This is a genomic window from Pseudomonas tremae, from assembly GCF_001401155.1.
GTDB classification, from domain to species: domain Bacteria; phylum Pseudomonadota; class Gammaproteobacteria; order Pseudomonadales; family Pseudomonadaceae; genus Aquipseudomonas; species Aquipseudomonas tremae.
The window spans coordinates 113,775-133,195 of record NZ_LJRO01000192.1 but is presented as its reverse complement, the minus strand read 5'-3'; the positions used below and the strand labels follow the sequence as shown (position 1 = coordinate 133,195).

Sequence of the window (19,421 nt, the reverse complement as noted above, 5' to 3'; positions counted from 1 at the left end):
GGGACTTGTTCGGAGAATCCTTAGGGGACTAAAAAGGACGGCAACAGCGCTAGAGAACGCCAGGGCGTAAAGCCCTGGCAGGCAGCAAACATCACTTTTTCTTTTTAGCCTTGGCCGGCTTTTCTGCCTTGTCTGATTTCTTGGCCTTTTCTGGCTTGCTATCAGCTTTTTTGGCAGCTTTCTTTGGCTCGGCGTCTTTCTTCTTGTCTTTCTTTTCGGAAGACTTGGAAAGCGTCGAGGCCGCTTCAGATTTCTTTGCCGGGGATGCTTTCTTGTCCTTCAGGTCCTTCAGGTCCTTCAGGTCCTTGCTGGCTTTGGAGGCTTCGCCTTTGCTTTTCTTGTCGTCTTTAGCCACGTTGATCACCCTTTAGTGTATGCCGATATTGGCACCTCGCCTGTGGGAGTATCCACAGGCTAATCATTAGGCGAGCGCGCTCGAAAACGGTTCAAACTGTTTTGATCGTACAGGCCCTCGAGGGACACCATTCAGATGCCAAGGCTCGCAGCTAATCACGGAGTCGCTTGGCAACCGGGTTATCAGGGAGGGACATTGAATAGAGTCAAATTGCTTTTCAAATCCAGCATCAAGCGCTGGATGAAAAATACCTTCTCGCGGGATGACGGCCGCAACCGCGAGCTTAAGCCTGAGTGGACATCCCAGGGGCCAGGTGCAATCCGCATGGAGAGGTATCACCATATCGACGCTGGGACTCAGGACAAGGACGGCTTTTATGACTATTACTATGAGTACGATATGTACTACTTCACCGAAGGCACCTTGTCCCTCGTCGCTCGCTGCTACACGGATGATGCAGAAAGGGCGGATTTTATGGGCATCGAGTTTGATGGATATGACCGGGCGCTTGAGCCTGACGATCGGTCCCTTCCGTTGGTGAGCGCAGCTCTGGCTCAGTTGCAGGCTGATGAAAAAACGAAATTCTTTACGCTCAACGGGAAAGGTTATGAACCTATATTCTCGAGCGCTGAACATGAAGGCGGGATCACGCAACGAGAACGCATCGAAGTGATCGCTCTGTCTCCCAGTGCTCGCTATCGTGTCCAGGCGACGCCTTACGAGGCACTTGCCACACAGTGGATTTATCCACCCGAGATAATAGACATCAGGCGCGATATGCGTGTGTTTGCCTTTGAAGACAACTGCTGGTCAGTCGATCAGGCACGCTGGCTGGACTGCTCATGTGTCGAGTTGACCCTGCGCAAATATCCCGGAAGGCTTACCGGCGTCGGAACAACGGTGATTATCGACTGCGGTCGCGGTACGGCAATTTATAGAAAGGGTCTTGAGGTGGAACTAGTGAAACTTGAGCACGCACTCGACGCGACGCTGGGCACCGATGTTGAGCGCAAGTGAAGCCTTGATGCCAATTGTCCCTCAAGGCAAAACCGGCAACAAAAACCGCCCAATCACCGGCAAGTGATCAGAGATCAACAACGTGTCATCCCTCCGTACCCTCGCACTGACCCGCTTCAAACTCGGGCTGTAAAACAGGTAATCCACCGTCCTGTCTGGTCCATTGATGCGGCTGTCGTTGGGGAAGCGGGTCAGCCATTTGCTGCGGTCGATGCCGCTGGATTCTGCGTTGCTGGGGATCATCGGGTATTTTTCCCACAGCGCGTGCAGCTCGCTGTCGGCGGCGTAGCTTTGGCGTTGCGGTTCCGGCAGGCGCTGGTATTGACCCAGCGGCAGCAGGTTGAAGTCGCCGCCAATCAGCCAGGGCGTGCCGCCGCCTTCCAGTTTGTCGAGCAGTGTTTCCGTGGCCGCAATCTGTTTTTGGGCAGTGCCGTCGCGTTTGGCGGTGCTGAGGCTGGTGTTGACGACGGCCAGTTCCCCGCCGTCGCGCAAGGGCAGGTAGCTGACCAGCAATGCATCCTTTGGCTGGAACTGGCGGCTGATGATATTGGCGTCGGGCACCGGCAGTTGCAGGCGTTCGGCGCTGTCGATATGGAAGCGGCTGAGGGTGGCGAGCTTTCTGCCGACGCTGCCCCAGATATGCGGGTTGGGCACGAATTCCGCTTTCCAGTAGAACGCCTGGGTACTGCACGGGTACAGGTCGGTCAGTCGCTCTTCAAGCAGCTTCAACTGGTCTTGATAGTCGGAGTTCTTCGCGCCATCGTCCACGCCTTGAAGCAGCACGATATCAGGCTGTTCATCGCGGATCACTCGTGCTACTTCATCCAGGTTATAGGCAAGGTCTTCGTGGGTCGGACGTTCGTCCGGGCCGCTGCCGTCGGCCATGTCGTACCAGAACACGTAGCGTTTGCCCGCCAGGTACTGGATGTTCCAGGTCATGACTTTCAGGGCCTGACCGGGCACCAGCTTTGGCGCCTGTATCGCCGGGTTGCAGCTGGCGGTGATCAATTCGTGAGCAGGCGGGCGCCAGGTCAACTGGTAGACCAGCAGCAGCGCCACGGCGATCATGATCAGGCAGTACAAGGTCAGGCGTAACAGGACACGGGGCATCGGCTCGACTTGGCGCGCATGGCGCTCGGTGAGGGATTCGGGTTGGAGCATACCGAATCAGCGCGCCTGACGTCAGCCCCGGGTTCAGGGTCAGGCTTTGCGCGCAGGCTCGCTGACCAGCATGAACAAACGAAACATCACGATGCTGATGAACAGTTGCAGAAAGCTGCTGAGGCTGTCGATGGCCACTGAAACCGGCAGACTTTGCGGTTCGGGAAACAGGTAAAGACTGGCGCCCTCGAGCAGCCATAGCGGAATGTAGACGCTCAGTACGCACACCAGAATGCGGGTGAAGTGCCCGGTGGTCATGAGCATGCTTTCGCGCATGGCCATGAACGGCGTGAGTTTGCGCAGGACCAGCAGGTACTCGCTGAACGCCAGTTTGACCATCACCCAGAGGCCGGGAACGACGAACAGCGAGAGGCCGAACATGATCAGCAGGGTGCTCATGGCCGAAAGCACTGCGAAGGTTGGCCACAGGCGCAATGCCATTGCCAGCAGGTCACGGGTGTGTACGTCTTCGCCACGGCTGCGGGTGTCGAGGAAGAGGATCAGCGCTGCGGTGTAGATCGGGTAGAAGAACAGCCCTATCACCAGTGTGTAGGCAGGCGATGTCTGGGCCGGCATGGCGCCGGTCAGGGCCTGTTTGGCGAGGACTTCGAGTATGACCAGCGGCAGACACAGCACCAGAATGCCGCCCAGATGGCGACGAAAAAAGTAGAGCGAATCCTGGATGATGTTCAACGGGTTCATGTGGGTAGATCACAGGCTGAAAGCAGGTCGCCACTTTAGCCCATGCCCCTCGCTGAACCAAGCACGGCAATGACGCGGCCTTGTGACTTGTTATCTTTTTCTTCATGTCATTGAAGCGCGTTGCGCAGGCCCCATTTCCTATTCATGGCCCTGCTATTGCGGCAGGGAAGAATTCCAGTGGCAACTCAATGAGGTGGTCATGAACAGCGAAGAACAAACCCTGATCGATGGTCTTTTCACGAAATTGAAAGACGCCGAAACGGCTTCCGCGCCCCGCGATGCAGCGGCCGAGGCACGCATCAAGGAGCATCTGACCCGTCAGCCGGCAGCGCCGTATTACATGACGCAGGCGATTCTGGTGCAGGAGGCTGCGGTCAATCAGCTCAATCAGCAGGTGAAACAGCGTGACGAGCAGATTCAGCAGTTGCAGGCTGAGCTTCAGCAGGCCAAGGGGCAATCGTCTGCGCCAGCCAGCGGCGGGTTTCTGTCGAGCATCTTTGGCAGCAGTGCTTCGCGCGCGCCTCAGCCTCAACAGGGGCAGCCTTCCGGAGGCGGCTGGCGTGATGGCGCAGGGTTCAATCCTGCTCCGGCACCTGCAGCGCCGCAGGGCGGCTATGCTGCGCCCGCAGCCGCTGCGGCTGGTAGCGGTTTTCTGGGCGGTGCGTTGAAGACTGCAGCCGGTGTCGCGGGCGGCGTGCTGCTGGCGGAAGGAATCAGCAGCATGTTCAGCCACCATAGTCAGCCGCAGGAAATTGTCGAAGTCATTCATGATGCGCCGCCGGTGCAGGACACCAGCTCATCCAGTGATCAGGGCGGCTGGGGCCAGCCGGATCAGCAATACACCGCCGATGACAGCTTCGATAATGGCGGCGACATGTTTTCGGACGATGATGATTCGTTTGTCTGATGACGTGATGCGTGTTCCTCACGCTCCAGCGTGGGGGGGCACTGGGTGACGCTCGGCGTCATAAATCTGCGCAGCGCCGTTTACTCAGGATCGGACGCTGAGCATCCAGAAAGTCGTTACCACGCCCGAGCGTGGTAACGATAATCCTTGTCTCGGCCTCAATTCTTTCCTCAAGCTGGCATACTGGGCGCCGATTCACATTCCGGATCGCTGTAACCAGTGGGCACGTTGCCCGCCATGAGGAATTGCGGTGAAGAAGATTGCGGTGTTCGCCGACGTGCAGAACCTGTATTACACCGTGCGCCAGGCGCATGGCTGTCATTTCAATTACGCCGCGTTGTGGGCGGATATCAGCAAGCGTGGCGAAATTGTTCATGCGTTCGCGTATGCCATCGACCGTGGCGACAGCAAGCAACAGCAGTTTCAGCAGATCCTGCGCAATCTGGGCTTCACGGTCAGGCTCAAGCCTTATATCCAGCGTAGCGACGGGTCCGCGAAAGGGGACTGGGATGTCGGCATTACCATCGATATCATGGACTTTGCACCGCAGGTGGATGAAGTGGTGCTGGCATCGGGTGATGGCGATTTCGATATGCTGCTTGATCGTGTGATCAGCAAGCACGGCGTCGCAGCGGTGGCCTACGGGGTGCCGGGGCTGACAGCGAACTCATTGATCCGCGCTGCAAGTCGTTATGTGCCCATCGAAGGCGCGTTGTTGTTGAAATGAATTTACAGGGCCAGGCCAGTGTTGGAACGTGTAGCAGTCATCGACTTTGAAACCACCGGAATCTCCCCGAACCCTGGTTGCCGGGCGACCGAGATCGCCGTGGTCATCATGGAGCAGGGGCGTATCGTCGAGCGCTTTCAGAGCCTGATGAATGCCGGTGTACGCATTCCTGCTTTTATTGAAGGCCTGACGGGCATCAGCAACAACATGATCCGCACCGCGCCCAGTGCCGAACGGGTGATGGGCGATGTGGCAGACTTTGTCGGTTCGACTCCGTTAGTGGCGCACAACGCGTCGTTCGACCAGAAGTTCTGGGATTACGAGCTGTCTCGTATCCAGCGCAAACGCGAACAGAGCTTTGCCTGTTCGATGCTGCTGGCCCGGCGTCTGATGCCCGGTGCTCCAAACCACAAGCTCGGTACGCTGACCAGCTATGCACGCCTGCCCAACACCGGCAAGGCTCACCGGGCGATGGCCGATGCGGAAATGGCCGCCAACCTGACTGCGTACCTCACCAACGAACTGCGCAATACCCACGGTATCGCCGGGATCTCCCATCAGATGCTGTGTTCGCTGCAGAAAGTCCCGGCTGCGAAGATCGGCGAAACGCTCAAGCGTCAGCGCGGTTTTTGATCTCTGGTTTTTCCTGCCTGGTCAGGTAATCGGACGGCAGGCTTCTCTCGACCGCGGTTGACAGCACAATAGAGGTTTTGCTGAAACCGAACTTGGCAATCCGGTTGATCAGGTCCTCCAGGTGCGGCATCGAGTCGACCGCTGCCCGCATGATCACACACGGGTCGCCCGTCACTCGGTAGCACTGAATCAATTCGGGCACTTTCCACAATTCCTTGTACGCCTGCTGATTGCCGTGGCTGCCCATGCGCAGTTCGATGATGCATTGAATCGGCAGGCCGACTTTTGACAAGTCGACCTTGGCCTCATAACCGGTAATAACGCCACTGGCTTCCAGCTTGGCGACTCTCTCTGCGACAGCGGGCGCTGAGAGGTTAACCAGCTTTGCCAATTGCGCAAAAGAAGCGCGGCCGTTCTTCAGCAGTTCATCCAGCAATATCCGGTCATATTTATCGAGCGTCATGGTGGGTCTCTCGTTGCGTGGCATGTTTTTCAAAGAAAGGTAAAGGTGCCGAACAAGCGTTGATTCATAAGTCGTGGGGCTGGTTAAACAGGTTTTACTGCTTAATGTCCAGTTATGGCCTTCATACAATAGGTTAACCATAACAATGATCCCAGAGCCTGACCATGCCGCAGTCCGTTCGTGTTTCGCCGTTGCTCATTGGCGCTTTTCTGGCCTTGTACCTGATCTGGGGGTCTACCTACCTGATGATCCGCATTGGCGTCGAGTCGTGGCCGCCGTTGATGATGGCGGGTGTACGCTTTCTGATCGCCGGCAGCCTGATGTACGGTTTTTTGCGCTTTCGTGGCGTGCCCGCACCGACCTGGGCCGAGTGGAAGGCAGCTTTCGTGATCGGGTTTCTGCTGCTGACGTGTGGTAACGGCGGTGTAACGCTTGCCGAACACGCAGGCGTTGCGTCGGGCGTTGCAGCACTGGCGGTGGCGACCATGCCGCTGTTTACCTTGGTGTTCGGGCTGTTCTGGGGCAACCGCACAACCAGTCTCGAGTGGGCGGGAATAGTGTTGGGCCTGATCGGCATCGGCCTTTTGAATCTCGGTTCCAACCTGCAAGCCAGTCCGTACGGCGCAGCAGTGGTGATCTTTGCAGCGGCGGCCTGGGCTTTTGGTTCGGTGCTGAGCAAGCATCTGCCGCTGCCGAAAGGTCCGATGGCCAGTGCAGCGGAGATGATCACTGCAGGGGCGGTGCTGCTGATCGGCAGCACGCTCAGTGGCGAGCGCCTGGCACATATGCCGACAGCTGCGGGCTGGGGTGCGCTGCTGTATCTGGTGGTGTTCGGTTCCATCGTCGCTTTCAGCGCCTACATGTACTTGCTCAAGAATGTGCGGCCAGCCGCCGCGACCAGTTATGCCTACGTCAATCCGGCGGTGGCGGTAATGCTCGGTGTGCTGTTTGCTGGCGAGACCATCGGCCTCGAGGAGTGTATGGCGATGGTGGTGATCATCAGCGGCGTGGTACTGATCGGCCTGCCGCAATGGCGCAGACCGCCACTGCGCGAAGCCGGATCAACACGTACAAGCTAACCGAGGCAGGCCGGACAGGTTAAACTGCGCGCCTTGCGTGAATTTTTCCTACGGTATCCCCATGACATTCGCCTCTCTCGGCCTGATCGAACCCCTGCTGCGCGCCCTTGAAACGCTCGGTTACCAGACTCCGACGCCTGTACAGACCCAGGCCATTCCCCCGGTTCTGGCGGGCCGCGATCTGATGGCTGCAGCCCAGACCGGCACCGGCAAGACCGCCGGCTTTGCCCTGCCGCTGCTGCAACGCCTGACCATGGAAGGGCCGAAGGTCGCGCCCAACTCGATTCGTGCGCTGGTATTGGCACCGACTCGCGAGCTGGCCGATCAGGTTCACGAAAGCATTCGTCAATACGCCGAACACCTGCCGCTGAGCACCTACGCAGCCTACGGTGGCGTAAGCATCAACCCGCAGATGATGAAGCTGCGCAAGGGCGTCGATGTGCTGGTCGCGACACCCGGTCGCCTGCTTGATCTGCATCGTCAGAAGGCAGTCAAGTTCTCACAATTGCAGACCCTGATCCTCGACGAAGCCGACCGCATGCTCGATCTGGGTTTTGCCGAGGAATTGCGCGGGATTTATGCCGTATTGCCCAAGCAGCGTCAGACTCTGCTGTTCTCCGCCACCTTCTCCGACGAGATTCGTCTGTTGGCCTCGCAGATGCTGAATGACCCGCTGACCATCGAAGTCAGCCCGCGCAACGTCGCGGCGTCTTCGGTCAGGCAATGGGTTGTTACGGTGGATAAAAAGCGCAAGGCTGATCTGTTCATTCACCTGATGAAAAAGCATCGCTGGGGCCAGGTGTTGGTGTTTGCCAAGACCCGCGTTGGCGTCGATCAACTGGTGGACCGTTTGCAGGGGCTGGGTCTGAACGCTGACGGCATTCATGGCGACAAGCCACAGGCTACCCGTCAACGTGCGCTGGACCGCTTCAAGAGCAACGAAGTGAAGATTCTGGTCGCAACCGATGTGGCGGCTCGCGGCCTGGACATCGACGACCTGCCGACCGTAGTCAACCTGGACCTGCCGATCGTTGCCGAGGATTACATCCACCGTATTGGCCGCACGGGCCGTGCGGGTCAGACCGGTGAAGCCATTTCGCTGGTGTGTGCCGATGAGGTGGAATTGCTGTCGGCCATTGAAGTGCTGACCCGACAGACCCTGGAGCGCAGGGAAGAGCAGGACTTCGAGCCGGAGCACCGGGTCCCTAGCACTGATGCTAGCGGCCAGATCCTGAAAAAGCCCAAGAAGCCGAAAAAGCCCAAGGTCTCAGGCAGCAAGCGCAACCTTGGTAAATGGGTCGACAGCGGCGAGTCCGAGCCAACGCCGGCGGTCAAACCTGTGCGTAAAGTGCCCGTTTTCAATACCGGGCCGCGTAAAAAGAAGCCTTGAAAGGTGTTGTACCCCAGGATCGGACGCAGAGCGTTCAGAACTGCGTGCCCACGCTGGAGCATGGGCACGATAGTGTTATCTCGCACACCTCCCGCGCTCCCGCTGATCGCAGGGTGCCGGGACGATGATTATCGCGAGCGCAGCCACTCCACCATTCCCAACCCCGCAGCTCGACCGCTGGCGAAGCAGGCGGTCAGCAGGTAGCCGCCAGTGGGGGCTTCCCAGTCGAGCATTTCGCCTGCGCAGAATACGCCAGGCAGTTGCCTGAGCATCAGGCGCTCGTCCATCGCCTCAAATGTCACGCCGCCCGCTGTGCTGATTGCCTCATCAAGGGGTCGCGGTTTGAGCAGGGGCAGTGGCAGGGCCTTGATGGCTTCGCTCAGCATCAGCGGATCGGCAAACGCTTCACGAGGTGCAAGCTCGCGCAACAGCGCTGCCTTTACGCCGTCCAGCCCCAGCTGGCTGTACAAGTGCTTGGCCATCGAGCGTGAGCCGCGTGGCTTGTTCAGTGCTTTCTGTATGTCTGCCAGCTTTTTACCGGGCAGCAGATCGATTTGCACAGTCGCTGAGCCATGAAGGTTGATCTGTTCGCGTATCTGCGCCGACAACGCATAAACCAGACTGCCTTCAACACCGGTTTCAGTCAGTACGCATTCACCCAGCCGCGGCGTCAGGCCAGTCAGGCCCATGGCGATGTTCTTCAGTGGCGCACCGGCAAACTTGCTGCGCAGCAGATCGCTCCACGCGCTCACCTCAAAACCGCAATTGGCGGCTTGCAGGGGCGCAACGTCTACCTGCTTTGCTTGCAGCCACGGCAGCCAGGCACCATCTGAACCCAGTCTGGCCCAACTGGCACCACCCAGTGCCAGCAGCGTCGCCGCTGGCTTTAGCGCCAGTTCGCCGCCCACGCTGTCGATGCGCAGGCTGCCATCGGCATTCCAGCCCAGCCAGCGATGTCGGGTGTGGATAGCAACGCCCGCATCCCGCAATCGCTTGAGCCAGGCGCGCAGCAGTGGTGCGGCTTTCATGTCGGTGGGGAACACCCGGCCAGAGCTGCCGACAAATGTCTCTATGCCTAGCTCATGAATCCAGCGGCACAGCGCGTCGGCGCCAAAATCTCGCAACATCGGCGCGATCATCGGCGAACGTTCCGTGTATCGCGCCAGAAAGGCCGTATAGGGTTCGGAGTGAGTGATGTTCATTCCACCCACGCCTGCCAGCAGAAACTTGCGTCCCACCGAGGGCATGCCGTCATACAGGTCTACCTTGATTCCGGCCTGACTCAGCACTTCAGCTGCCATCAACCCCGCAGGGCCACCTCCGATGATGGCAACGGATCGGGCAGCGGAGGAGGCGAAGTCAGTCATGGTCGGCAGAGGTCGTCGGAAGAAGGGTCAGGCATTCTACCCGAGCGCTCTTTTCAGGTGTGACTGCCGCTCAGGCTCGCAGCCCCATAGCGTTCCATACCTTTTGCGCGCTGTGATGCAATATGCCGTGGCGTCTCGCCAATGCCTGACGGTCCTTGCTGTAGCCGCCGCCGATCACGCCCATGACCGGAATGTCGCGCCCCAGACAGTGGCGCATTACCGCTTCGTCACGCCTGGCCACGCCCTGGTCTGTCAGTTGCAGGTAGCCGAGGGCATCGTCTTTGTGAACATCCACGCCGGCGTCATACAGCACCAGATCCGGCTTGTAGAACGGCAGCAGATAATTGAGCAGGTCATCGACAACGTTCAGGTATTCGGCGTCGCCCATCCCCATCGGCAGCGGGATGTCCCAGTCGCTCTGGGCCTTGCGGGCCGGAAAGTTCTTTTCGCAATGCAGCGAGACGGTGATTGCATCTTCTGTATCCGCGAGAATACGAGCGGTGCCGTCACCCTGATGCACGTCACAATCGAAGATCAATACTTTATCCACGCGACCGCTTTGCAGCAGGTACTGACTGATCACCGCCAGGTCGTTGAAAATGCAGAAACCGGCCGGGTAATCGTAGTGCGCATGATGGGTGCCGCCGGCCAGATGACAGGCGAGACCATGTTTCAGTGCCATGTCGGCGGTTAGCAGTGAGCCACCAACAGCGCGCACCGTGCGGCGTGCAAGCGCCTCGCTCCAGGGCAGGCCGAGGCGCCGCTGGTCTTCTCGCGACAGGTCGCCACTCAGGTAGCGGCTTATGTAGGAAGGGTCGTGAGCAAGCGCCAGAATGTCCGCCGGACATATATCGGGCCGTATTAATTGAACGTCACTGGTCAGGCCGCTGTCGACCAAGTAGTCACGCAATAACCGGAACTTGTCCATCGGGAACCGATGTTCCGGCGGGAAGGCCGGGCTGTAATCGTCGTGGTAGATGAGCGGCAGTGACATTGTGCGTCCGTTCAAGGGGCGAATCTCGATAGTGCCAGTAATGTAGCCGGACGCCCAGTCAAGTGGCGGGCCGGTAGGAATGCTGGCTGATACTCATGTCTCGCTACACGGGGAAATCGATGGAACCGATACTCAAGCTGGAGAGCGCCCGACTGCTGTTGCGTCAGTGGCGTGACGACGACCTGCCTGCGTTCGCCGCCCTTTGTATGGACCCGCAAGTCATGCGCTATTTTCCCGAGCCCCTGAGTCGCCTTGAAAGTGCGGCCATGATCGGCCGCCTGCGTGGGCATTTTGCCGAACTGGGTTTCGGGTTCTGGGCGCTCGAGCGCAAGGACACGGGCGAGTTCATCGGTTTCACCGGGTTGCATGTGGTGGGTTTCAAGGCGCCTTTCACGCCTGCGATTGAAATCGGCTGGCGGCTGGCGCGTGAACATTGGGGCCTTGGGTTTGCCAGTGAAGCGGCCTGGACTGCACTGGGGTGTGGCTTCGATCGCTTGAAGCTGAAAGAAATCGTGTCGTTCACGGCCGTCAATAATGAGCCTTCGCAAAAAGTGATGCAGGCGATCGGTATGCAACAGGATGAATCCGGCAGTTTCGAGCACCCCGGCTTGCCGGACGGCCATCCGCTCAAGCCGCATGTGCTTTACCGGGTCAGCCAGGCGCAGTGGCTCAAGACCTTGAAGCCTTGATCGGGTCGATCAAGTTGCACGTCGGCTCATCCTCTTAAAATCTGTATCATTCCATTTAAATGCTGCGGGCCAAAGGGCTTGCCACACACCACATCGGCCATAGCTGCCTTGCGGGGCCTGCCTTGATGTGCGCCAGGAGTGAGAATGAGTCAAGTGCTGGATGATCTGGTTGAACTGCTGACGCTGGAACCCATTGAAGAAAACCTGTTTCGCGGACGCAGTCAGGACTTGGGCTTTCGCCAGCTCTTTGGTGGTCAGGTGCTGGGCCAGTCGCTCTCTGCTGCCAGTCAGACCGTCGAGGAGGCTCGGCACGTCCATTCGCTACATGGCTATTTTTTGCGTCCCGGCGATGCTGCTCTGCCTGTGGTCTACCAGGTTGACCGCGTGCGGGATGGCGGCAGCTTCAGCACCCGTCGCGTCACGGCGATCCAGAAGGGCAAGCCGATCTTCACGTGCAGCGCCTCGTTTCAGTACGACGAAGAAGGCTTCGAACATCAGGCCACGATGCCGGAAATCGTCGGCCCGGAAAACCTGCCCTCCGAACTTGAGCTGTTGACGCGTCGCGCGCACCTGATTCCGGAAGCGGCGCATGACAAGTTTCTGCGTCCCAAGCCGATTCAGTTTCGCCCGGTGACGGCTGAGGATCCGTATGATCCCAAGCCTGGCGAGCCGATCAAGTACGTGTGGTTCCGCGCTGATGGCAGTTTGCAGGATATACAGGCGTTGCATCGCTACATGCTGGCTTACGCTTCGGACTTCAACTTGCTGACCACTTCGCTGCTGCCCCACGGCAAGACCGTCTGGCAGCGTGACATGCAGGTTGCCAGCCTCGATCATTCGCTGTGGTTTCATAACGACCTGCGTGCCGATGACTGGCTGCTGTATGCAATGGACAGCCCGTGGGCAGGCAATTCCCGTGGCTTCTCGCGGGGCAGTATCTTCAACCGCGCCGGGCAACTGGTCGCATCGGTCAGTCAGGAAGGGCTGATCCGCCATCGCGAGGACTGGGCATGACACTCGACGGCATAAGGCATTGGGTCTTTGACATGGACGGCACGTTGACTGTCCCTGTGCATGACTTTGCAGCGATCAAGCGTGAGCTGGATATCCCGCAGGATCACGACATTCTTGGCCATCTTGCCGCGTTGCCAGCGGAGGAGTCGGCGGCCAAGCATGCCTGGCTGCTGGAGCACGAGCGTGAGCTTGCGTTGGGTTCGCTGCCTGCCGACGGCGCGGTCGAGCTGGTTCGAGAATTGTCAGCGCGCGGTTATCGGCTGGGGATACTGACCCGTAACGCTCAAGAGCTGGCGTATATCACCTTGAAGGCCATCGGCCTGGCTGACTGCTTTGCCATCGAAGACGTGCTGGGCCGCGACGAAGCCACGCCCAAACCGGCCCCTGCAGGCTTGCTGAAGCTGGCGGGTGCCTGGGAAGTCGAGCCGCAACGAATGGTCATGATCGGTGATTACCTGCACGACCTGAGCTGCGGGCGTGCCGCAGGGGCGAAAACCATCCTGGTCAACCTGCCGGATAATCCCTGGCCGGAACTGACCGACTGGCACGCGGTGGATTGCAAGGCGCTGCGCGGGATGTTGGGGTGATCTGAACGGGCTCCCATGCCAATGCTGTTCGTTGGCATGCACCGGTTGACGCTCCCACTTCACAAAGCTGAGCAGCATCGCACACTCAAGATTGGACGCAGAGCGTCCAGAAATGCGTCCCCACGCGGAGCATGGGGACGATATCCATACCACTCAAAACGGCTTGAACAGCACCGCCTGACCTTCCGGCGAGGTGAAGATCCCGTCACCGTTGTGGCCGACTTTCGGCACGATCACCAAGCGCTGATTCAGCCCTTCCGGATGGCGCTTCTGCAAGTAGTTGAAGTAGTTCTGTCCGCGGATCAAACGGTAAGGGCCCTGGGCTTCTGCAGCGCAGGTCTTGTCCAGTGCCGGGTGGTTACGGTCGGTGTCCAGCTCACCCATCAGGTAAGTGATGTCGCGCTTCACGTAGTTCTTTTCGATGTCAGCCGGCGTTTCCTTGCCCGAATAGAACGGCATCTTGTTCAAGCCGTATTTCCAGTCGTTGAAGTTCGGGCAGCTTTGCGCGGTCACCGGCTCTGGTCGTTCTGCATCGAAATAGGCGTAGGACGACGGGTTGGCAATCACATAGCGCAGTTTCACGCCTTCGCGGTGCAGCAGGGCGTCTTCCTTGCCACCGATCATTGCGTATCGCTGCACCACCTGCGCCCCTCCGGAATGCCCGGCGATGACGATTTCTTTCAGGTTGGGGAACAGTTTGCTGTCGCTCAGGCGCTTGAGGATGTGGTCCAGCACCAGAAACGAACTGACCGGCTTGGGATTACTGGCCGTTGCGCCCTCCATCCAGCTGTTCTGCCGCCAGCGCAGGATCGACTCAGGCAGGTGATGGGCGACTATGTCTTTCTCATCCAGAAATTGCGGCGCGATCAGCAGGGTCTTGCTGCGCTCTCTGGACTGGTTGGCAGCACGTTCGATGCTGCGCAGGTACGTTTGCGCGTTGCGCAGGCGACCGTGCAGGACGATCACCACACGCTCGATCTTCGGTTTGGGGTGTACCCACTCCTGGCTCAGCCCGAGTGTCGCCTCGGCGCCATTGATCGCCAGGCGATCCGGGCTGATTGAATTGACCGCTTGATCCTCGGCATGCGCCCCAAGGCTCACGAAGGCGGTACTCAATAACAGGACCAGAAGCGGTTTAATCATGTGCTCAGAGACTCTTGGCGGCGAACGTGTCGCATTGATTGATTTGGCCTTGGGAGAAGCCGGTCTTGAACCAGCGTACACGCTGTGCAGAAGTCCCGTGAGTGAAGGAGTCTGGAGCGACCCGGCCACTGCTCTGCTGCTGCAAGCGGTCATCGCCGATGGCGTTCGCCGCATTCAATGCCTCTTCAATATCACCCGGCTCGAGCCAGTTCAAACGATTTTGTGCGTTGTAGGCCCAAACGCCTGCAAAACAATCGGCTTGAAGCTCCTGACGCACCAGCAAACCGTTGTTGCCTTCCATTTTTTGACCGGCCTGACGAGCCTTGTCGACTTTTGCTGAAATGCCCAGCAACGTCTGCACGTGGTGGCCGACTTCATGTGCGATCACGTAAGCCTGGGCAAAGTCCCCGGCGGCGGAGAAGCGCTGGGACATTTCTCGGAAGAAGTCCATGTCCAGATAGACCTGCTGGTCCGCAGGGCAGTAGAACGGCCCGGTTGCCGAGGTGGCGCGACCGCAGGCGGAGTTCACCTGGCCGCTGAACAGCACCAGTGTCGGGTCCTTGTACTCGCGACCGCTTTGCGCGAACACTGCACGCCAGGTGTCTTCGGTGTCTCCCAGAATACTGCGCACGAACTCGGCCTGCTGGTCATTGGCCGGCGGCGCCTCACGCGTCTGGGCAGTGGGTGGTGCGCTTTGCTCGGTGCTCTGGCCGGTCAACTGGCCAAGAATCTGCATCGGGTCCTGACCGGTCAGCAGGCCGATCGCGACAATGATCACGATACCGCCGATACCCAGCCCTTTGCCGCCGATGCGCATGCCTCCGCCGCCCCCACTGCTGCCGCCATCGCGAGCATCGACTACGTTGTCGCTACGTCGGCCTTTTTTCCAGAGCATGTCGGATCCCTCTTTTTTCTTGCAATGAGTGTTGCTGCTGATAGGGCTGGCCATTGCGGCTGTCCGATCAGCGCTGTGCAGAATGCGAGAGTATAGAGGTATGGCGGGCAGATTGGTTCTGCCCGGTTAAGGCGGCGTTTGTGTTTTCCGGATGCCTGCTGCGGTCAGGCCTGTTTTACGGGCTGCGCCGTTTGCAAGTCTGGAGGTGAGGCATCGGCAAAGCGATCGACCTGACGCAGTGATTTGAAGCACGTCATCCAGGCGCCGACCACGCCCAGCGTGCACACGCTGCCCATGATCGCAGCGGGAATCGCGCCTATCAGCGAGGCACTGGTGCCAGCCCGGAATTCGCCCAATTCATTGGAGGAGCCGATGAACAGCATGTTTACTGCGTTGACCCGCCCGCGCATGTTGTCGGGGGTCGAGAACTGCACCAGCGCCGAGCGAATGAATACGCTGACCATGTCCGCTGCGCCCGCGACCAGCAGCGCCAGGCATGACAGCCAGAACAGCGTGGACAGGGCAAACACCAGGTTCGCCACACCGAACAGCCCGACAGCGAGAAACATCGTCATGCCGACATTGCGCTGTAGCGGGCGCATGCTTAGGTAAATGCCGACCCCCAGCTCGCCCAGGCTCATTGACGCACGCAGCATGCCCAGCCCCTGCGGCCCGAGGTTCAGCACTTCATGGGCGTAGATCGGCAGCAAGGCCACCACGCCGCCCAGCAGCACGGCGAACAGGTCCAGCGAAATGGTGCCAAGAATAATCGGCCGCGAGCGGATGAAGGCGATGCCCGCGGTGAATCGTCCCCATGCACTTGAACCCAGCTCCATCGGCTTGCCGGCAAAGGGCGTGGCAACCGGAGCCAGCAACAGAACGCCTGCGATGAACGCCGCGACACACACTGAATAGGTCAGTTCGGCACCGCCCAGCCAGTAGAGGTAGCCGCCTATCAACGGACCGCCAACGGTCGAGCAGCGCATGATCACGCTGTTGGTGGCGATGGCCGAGGGCAACTGGTCTCGCGGGACGATTTGCGGCAGCAGGCTTTGCAGAGCCGGGCCTGTGAAGGCGCGGGCGCAGCCGTAGAGCATCAGCGCGCCATAGATAAGCCGCAGGTCTTGCAGTTTGAGCGCCGAGAACACGAAGAGAATGACACCGCAGACCGCTTGCACGCTCCAGCTGATCATCAGGATGACTTTGCGGTTGTAACGGTCGATCAGATCTCCGGCGGGCATCAACAGTAGCAACATGGGGATGAACTGAGCCAGGCCGACATACGCAAGCGCCATCGGCTCGCGGGTCATGTCATAAACCTGCCATGCGACGACCACCGCCTGAATCTGCATGGCAAACACCGCCATCAGGCGTGACAGGATAAAACTGATGAAACCGGGCTGGCTGGACAGCTTGGCCGGGGCAGAAGGCGTGGAGGACTCGGAGCTCAAGACTGGATCCCATCGAAGCGGCTAATTCACTTTTCGGTTTATACCTCAGCGTATCGATAGGAAGCTAATAAATAATCTGACAGTTTCGCGATTCACTGATTCGGCTCTGCGCGACGCTGTCATGCCACAAACTTGCGCTGCGTAGTCAAGATCGGACGCGAAGCATCCGGAGCGGCATGCCCACGCTGGAGCATGGGCACGATAGTGTTCTTACGGACAGTCAAAGGTGCCTCAGCGCCGAACCAGCAATACCCCCGATTCCATATGGTGGGTATACGGAAATTGATCGAACAGGGCGCAGCGTTCGACCCGGTGTGTGTCGTGCAACTGGGCGATGTTGGCGGCCAGGGTTTCCGGGTTGCAAGAGATGTACAGGATGCGTTCGAAGCGGCGGGTCAGCTCGCAGGTGTCTGCGTCCATGCCGGCGCGGGGCGGGTCGACGAAGACGCTGCCGAAATCGTAGCTTTTCAGGTCCACGCCCTGCAGACGACGGAACGGGCGCACTTTGTTCAGTGCCTCGGTCAGCTCCTCTGCTGACAAGCGCACCAGCGTGACGTTGTCGACGCCGTTGTCATCCAGGTTGCTCAGAGCGGCGTTGACCGAGGTCTTGCTGATTTCGGTCGCCAGCACTTTGCGCACGCGGGTTGCGAGTGGCAAGGTGAAGTTGCCGTTGCCGCAATACAGCTCCAGCAGATCATCTTCCCGCTCGCCCAGTGCATCGAAGGCCCAGTTGAGCATCTTGCCGTTCACGGTGCCGTTAGGCTGGGTGAACGCACCTTCCGGCTGGCGATAGCTGAAGGTGCGGCCCGCGACGTCGAGCTTTTCAGTGACGTAGTCGTGACCGATGATCAGTTTCTGACCCTTGGAGCGGCCAATAACACTCACGTCCAGCTCTTTTGCCAGCGTCTCGGCTTCAGCCATCCATTGATCGTCCAGCGGGCGGTGATAGCACAGGGTGATCATCGCGTCGCCGGCCAGAGTGGTCAGGAAGTCCACCTGAAACAGCTTGTGGTTCAGCGTCAGGCTGGCTTCCCAGCGTTCACGCAGCACTGGCATCAGTGCGTTGATGCGCTCGCTGGCAATCGGCAAGCCTTCGAGCAGGATCGGCGTCTTGTTGTCGCCCGGCGCGAACATCGCGTAATAGCGTTTCTGATCTTCACGCCACAGGCGGAACTCGGCGCGCAGCCGGTAATGCTCGCGTGGCGAATCGAACACCTGCGGCTCGGGCGCATCGAACGGTGCCAGCAGCTCGCGCAGGCGGACGGTTTTTTCTTCGAGCTGACGGTCGTAGCTCGCAGGGTCGAAGGAAACACTCATGCGTTGAACCAGCCCAGCTTGATCACGAACAGAATCGACAGGATCACCAGCGCCGAATTCAGCTCGCGCCAGCGTCCCGACAGCAGCTTGATTGCGGTCCAGGAAATAAAGCCAAAAGCAATGCCGTTGGCGATGGAATAGGTGAATGGCATCGCCAGGGCCGTGATCACCACAGGTGCTGCCACGGTGATGTCATCCCAGTCGATTTCAGCCATGCCCGAAGCCATCAGTACTGCCACGAACAGCAGAGCCGGGGCCGTCGCGAAGGCTGGCACGCTGCTCGCCAGTGGCGCAAAGAACAGTGCCAACAGGAACAGCACGGCTACCACGACCGCCGTCAGGCCGGTACGGCCACCAGCACTCACGCCCGCAGCCGACTCGATGTAGCTGGTGGTGGTCGAGGTGCCCAGCAGCGAGCCTGCCATTGCAGCGGTACTGTCGGCGATAAGTGCACGGCCCATTTTCGGCATGTGCCCGTCTTTGCCCATCAACCCGGCGCGCTTGGCCACGCCTATCAGGGTGCCGGAGTTGTCGAAGATATCGACGAACAGGAACGCAAAGATGATGCTGACCAGACCTACATCCAGCGCGCCCATAATGTCCAGTTGCATGAAAGTCGGTGCGAGTGAAGGCGGCATCGACACAACGCCGCCGAAGGGCGTGAAGCCCAGTGCGATGGAAACCAGAGTGACCGCCAGAATGCCGATCAGCACGGCGCCACGCACTTTGAGGTGGTCCAGCGCAACGATCAGAAAGAAGCCCAGGGTGGCAAGCACCGGAGCAGGCTGCTTGAGATCACCCATGCCGATCATGGTGGCCGGGTTGCTGACCACGATGCCTGCGTTGTGCAGGGCAATCAGTGCCAGAAACAGGCCGATACCGGCGGCAATCGCCGAGCGCAAGGGCAGGGGGATGCTGTTGATGATCCATTCGCGGATGCGGAAGATCGACAGGATGAAGAACATCACAGCGGAAATGAACACTGCACCCAGCGCCACCTGCCAGCTATGGCCCATGTGCAGAACGACGGTGTAGGTAAAGAAGGCGTTCAGGCCCATGCCCGGTGCCAGGGCAATCGGGTAGTTGGCGATCAGGCCCATTACGGTCGAACCGATGGCTGCCGCCAGACAGGTGGCGACGAACACGGCGCCCTTGTCCATGCCGGTCTCGCCGAGGATGCTCGGGTTGACGAACAGGATGTAAGCCATCGCCAGGAAAGTCGTGACGCCCGCAAGAATCTCGGTTCGCACGTTGGTGTTGTGTGCCCTGAGTTGAAACAGCCTTTCCAGCATGTCTGGCTCTCCGTGACGCGGCGTGCGTCGTGAATGATCGACTCCAACAGCAAAGCACAGACTGCAGGGCAGCCCGCTCGATTTTTGCGGGTCGGAAAAAGCCGCGCATCATACCAGCAGCTTGTCGGGATGGCTGCCTGCGGATGACGGTCTTTCGACGATAAGTACGCTCATCCAGAAAGCCTGAACGTTGCAAACCTCACGAAGTCCCACCCCTTAAGACGCATAAAAAGTGCGC

At 59.2% G+C, this 19,421-nt stretch carries 20 protein-coding genes; 9 read left to right on the top strand and 11 right to left on the bottom strand.

What is annotated here, in order from left to right; all coding sequences use genetic code 11:
- Window positions 1-91 precede the first annotated feature (91 nt).
- Window positions 92-364 carry a hypothetical protein gene (locus ALO43_RS13790; RefSeq protein ID WP_054997673.1) on the bottom strand — a complete coding sequence of 91 codons (273 nt, stop codon included), beginning with the start codon at window positions 362-364 and terminating at the stop codon, window positions 92-94.
- 231 nt (window positions 365-595) lie between these two features.
- On the opposite strand from ALO43_RS13790, the gene ALO43_RS13785 reads away from it, so the two are divergent.
- Window positions 596-1,372, top strand: a complete 777-nt coding sequence (locus ALO43_RS13785) for a hypothetical protein (RefSeq protein ID WP_032618599.1) — start codon at window positions 596-598, stop codon at window positions 1,370-1,372.
- Window positions 1,373-1,393: 21 nt separating this feature from the next.
- Here ALO43_RS13785 and ALO43_RS13780 read toward each other — a convergent pair whose 3' ends face one another.
- The gene (locus ALO43_RS13780; protein WP_024670291.1) at window positions 1,394-2,533 is read right to left on the bottom strand and encodes an endonuclease/exonuclease/phosphatase family protein; all 1,140 of its coding nucleotides are present in this window, start codon (window positions 2,531-2,533) and stop codon (window positions 1,394-1,396) included.
- A gap of 39 nt (window positions 2,534-2,572) precedes the next feature.
- Window positions 2,573-3,235 carry a YciC family protein gene (locus tag ALO43_RS13775; RefSeq protein WP_024691261.1) on the bottom strand — a complete coding sequence of 221 codons (663 nt, stop codon included), beginning with the start codon at window positions 3,233-3,235 and terminating at the stop codon, window positions 2,573-2,575.
- A 199-nt stretch (window positions 3,236-3,434) separates the two neighbouring features.
- On the opposite strand from ALO43_RS13775, the gene ALO43_RS13770 reads away from it, so the two are divergent.
- From ALO43_RS13770 to ALO43_RS13760, 3 genes are all read left to right on the top strand, one after another.
- The gene (locus ALO43_RS13770; RefSeq protein WP_005894334.1) at window positions 3,435-4,142 is read left to right on the top strand and encodes a DUF2076 domain-containing protein; all 708 of its coding nucleotides are present in this window, start codon (window positions 3,435-3,437) and stop codon (window positions 4,140-4,142) included.
- A 250-nt stretch (window positions 4,143-4,392) separates the two neighbouring features.
- A complete protein-coding gene (locus ALO43_RS13765; protein WP_005894332.1) occupies window positions 4,393-4,869 on the top strand; it encodes an NYN domain-containing protein in 477 nt (158 codons plus the stop codon).
- A gap of 21 nt (window positions 4,870-4,890) precedes the next feature.
- The gene (locus ALO43_RS13760; protein ID WP_005620592.1) at window positions 4,891-5,502 is read left to right on the top strand and encodes a 3'-5' exonuclease; all 612 of its coding nucleotides are present in this window, start codon (window positions 4,891-4,893) and stop codon (window positions 5,500-5,502) included.
- Here the strand turns inward: ALO43_RS13760 and ALO43_RS13755 are convergent.
- Window positions 5,480-5,965, bottom strand: coding sequence for an Lrp/AsnC family transcriptional regulator (locus tag ALO43_RS13755; protein ID WP_005894329.1), 486 nt, complete (start codon window positions 5,963-5,965; stop codon window positions 5,480-5,482). The genes ALO43_RS13760 and ALO43_RS13755 overlap by 23 nt on opposite strands.
- A gap of 164 nt (window positions 5,966-6,129) precedes the next feature.
- On the opposite strand from ALO43_RS13755, the gene yedA reads away from it, so the two are divergent.
- Together yedA and ALO43_RS13745 are read left to right on the top strand one after the other, a co-directional pair.
- Entirely contained in the window at window positions 6,130-7,044 is a 915-nt protein-coding gene (yedA, locus tag ALO43_RS13750; RefSeq protein ID WP_053480190.1) for a drug/metabolite exporter YedA, read from the top strand.
- A gap of 61 nt (window positions 7,045-7,105) precedes the next feature.
- Complete coding sequence (locus tag ALO43_RS13745; protein ID WP_054997672.1) at window positions 7,106-8,434, top strand: DEAD/DEAH box helicase; 1,329 nt, start codon at window positions 7,106-7,108, stop codon at window positions 8,432-8,434.
- Between the two features lie 128 nt (window positions 8,435-8,562).
- Here the strand turns inward: ALO43_RS13745 and ALO43_RS13740 are convergent, their stop codons facing one another.
- The gene (locus tag ALO43_RS13740; RefSeq protein ID WP_054997671.1) at window positions 8,563-9,801 is read right to left on the bottom strand and encodes a TIGR03862 family flavoprotein; all 1,239 of its coding nucleotides are present in this window, start codon (window positions 9,799-9,801) and stop codon (window positions 8,563-8,565) included.
- A 70-nt stretch (window positions 9,802-9,871) separates the two neighbouring features.
- Entirely contained in the window at window positions 9,872-10,795 is a 924-nt protein-coding gene (locus ALO43_RS13735; protein ID WP_005894319.1) for a histone deacetylase family protein, read from the bottom strand.
- Window positions 10,796-10,914: 119 nt separating this feature from the next.
- On the opposite strand from ALO43_RS13735, the gene ALO43_RS13730 reads away from it, so the two are divergent.
- From ALO43_RS13730 to ALO43_RS13720, 3 genes are all read left to right on the top strand, one after another.
- Window positions 10,915-11,484 (top strand): GNAT family N-acetyltransferase, encoded by a 570-nt coding sequence (locus tag ALO43_RS13730; protein WP_054997670.1) that lies wholly within the window; start codon window positions 10,915-10,917, stop codon window positions 11,482-11,484.
- 144 nt (window positions 11,485-11,628) lie between these two features.
- On the top strand, window positions 11,629-12,498 hold the full coding sequence (gene tesB, locus ALO43_RS13725; RefSeq protein ID WP_005894317.1) for an acyl-CoA thioesterase II: 870 nt from the start codon (window positions 11,629-11,631) through the stop codon (window positions 12,496-12,498).
- On the top strand, window positions 12,495-13,085 hold the full coding sequence (locus ALO43_RS13720; protein WP_005894315.1) for an HAD family hydrolase: 591 nt from the start codon (window positions 12,495-12,497) through the stop codon (window positions 13,083-13,085). Before tesB ends, ALO43_RS13720 begins: the two co-directional genes overlap by 4 nt.
- Window positions 13,086-13,238: 153 nt before the next feature.
- Here the strand turns inward: ALO43_RS13720 and ALO43_RS13715 are convergent, their stop codons facing one another.
- The 5 genes from ALO43_RS13715 to ALO43_RS13695 form a co-directional block, all read right to left on the bottom strand.
- A complete protein-coding gene (locus ALO43_RS13715; RefSeq protein WP_005894314.1) occupies window positions 13,239-14,228 on the bottom strand; it encodes a hypothetical protein in 990 nt (329 codons plus the stop codon).
- 4 nt (window positions 14,229-14,232) lie between these two features.
- A complete protein-coding gene (gene ypfJ / locus ALO43_RS13710; RefSeq protein ID WP_005894313.1) occupies window positions 14,233-15,123 on the bottom strand; it encodes a KPN_02809 family neutral zinc metallopeptidase in 891 nt (296 codons plus the stop codon).
- A 164-nt stretch (window positions 15,124-15,287) separates the two neighbouring features.
- A complete protein-coding gene (locus ALO43_RS13705) occupies window positions 15,288-16,574 on the bottom strand; it encodes an MFS transporter (protein ID WP_054997669.1) in 1,287 nt (428 codons plus the stop codon).
- Between the two features lie 231 nt (window positions 16,575-16,805).
- A complete protein-coding gene (gene trmA / locus ALO43_RS13700; protein ID WP_024671636.1) occupies window positions 16,806-17,891 on the bottom strand; it encodes a tRNA (uridine(54)-C5)-methyltransferase TrmA in 1,086 nt (361 codons plus the stop codon).
- Window positions 17,888-19,183 carry an NCS2 family permease gene (locus ALO43_RS13695; RefSeq protein WP_005894309.1) on the bottom strand — a complete coding sequence of 432 codons (1,296 nt, stop codon included), beginning with the start codon at window positions 19,181-19,183 and terminating at the stop codon, window positions 17,888-17,890. Before ALO43_RS13695 ends, trmA begins: the two co-directional genes overlap by 4 nt.
- Window positions 19,184-19,421 lie beyond the last annotated feature (238 nt).

What these genes read in the sequence shown, in the direction of transcription:
- ALO43_RS13745 (WP_054997672.1), top strand. Translation starts at nt 7,106, where the DNA reads ATGACATTCGCCTCTCTCGGCCTGATCGAACCCCTGCTGCGCGCCCTT.
- ypfJ (WP_005894313.1), bottom strand. Translation starts at nt 15,123, where the DNA reads ATGCTCTGGAAAAAAGGCCGACGTAGCGACAACGTAGTCGATGCTCGC.
- ALO43_RS13740 (WP_054997671.1), bottom strand. Translation starts at nt 9,801, where the DNA reads ATGACTGACTTCGCCTCCTCCGCTGCCCGATCCGTTGCCATCATCGGA.
- ALO43_RS13770 (WP_005894334.1), top strand. Translation starts at nt 3,435, where the DNA reads ATGAACAGCGAAGAACAAACCCTGATCGATGGTCTTTTCACGAAATTG.
- ALO43_RS13715 (WP_005894314.1), bottom strand. Translation starts at nt 14,228, where the DNA reads ATGATTAAACCGCTTCTGGTCCTGTTATTGAGTACCGCCTTCGTGAGC.
- ALO43_RS13730 (WP_054997670.1), top strand. Translation starts at nt 10,915, where the DNA reads ATGGAACCGATACTCAAGCTGGAGAGCGCCCGACTGCTGTTGCGTCAG.
- ALO43_RS13755 (WP_005894329.1), bottom strand. Translation starts at nt 5,965, where the DNA reads ATGACGCTCGATAAATATGACCGGATATTGCTGGATGAACTGCTGAAG.
- ALO43_RS13775 (WP_024691261.1), bottom strand. Translation starts at nt 3,235, where the DNA reads ATGAACCCGTTGAACATCATCCAGGATTCGCTCTACTTTTTTCGTCGC.
- yedA (WP_053480190.1), top strand. Translation starts at nt 6,130, where the DNA reads ATGCCGCAGTCCGTTCGTGTTTCGCCGTTGCTCATTGGCGCTTTTCTG.
- ALO43_RS13735 (WP_005894319.1), bottom strand. Translation starts at nt 10,795, where the DNA reads ATGTCACTGCCGCTCATCTACCACGACGATTACAGCCCGGCCTTCCCG.
- tesB (WP_005894317.1), top strand. Translation starts at nt 11,629, where the DNA reads ATGAGTCAAGTGCTGGATGATCTGGTTGAACTGCTGACGCTGGAACCC.
- ALO43_RS13785 (WP_032618599.1), top strand. Translation starts at nt 596, where the DNA reads ATGAAAAATACCTTCTCGCGGGATGACGGCCGCAACCGCGAGCTTAAG.
- ALO43_RS13780 (WP_024670291.1), bottom strand. Translation starts at nt 2,533, where the DNA reads ATGCTCCAACCCGAATCCCTCACCGAGCGCCATGCGCGCCAAGTCGAG.
- trmA (WP_024671636.1), bottom strand. Translation starts at nt 17,891, where the DNA reads ATGAGTGTTTCCTTCGACCCTGCGAGCTACGACCGTCAGCTCGAAGAA.
- ALO43_RS13695 (WP_005894309.1), bottom strand. Translation starts at nt 19,183, where the DNA reads ATGCTGGAAAGGCTGTTTCAACTCAGGGCACACAACACCAACGTGCGA.
- ALO43_RS13720 (WP_005894315.1), top strand. Translation starts at nt 12,495, where the DNA reads ATGACACTCGACGGCATAAGGCATTGGGTCTTTGACATGGACGGCACG.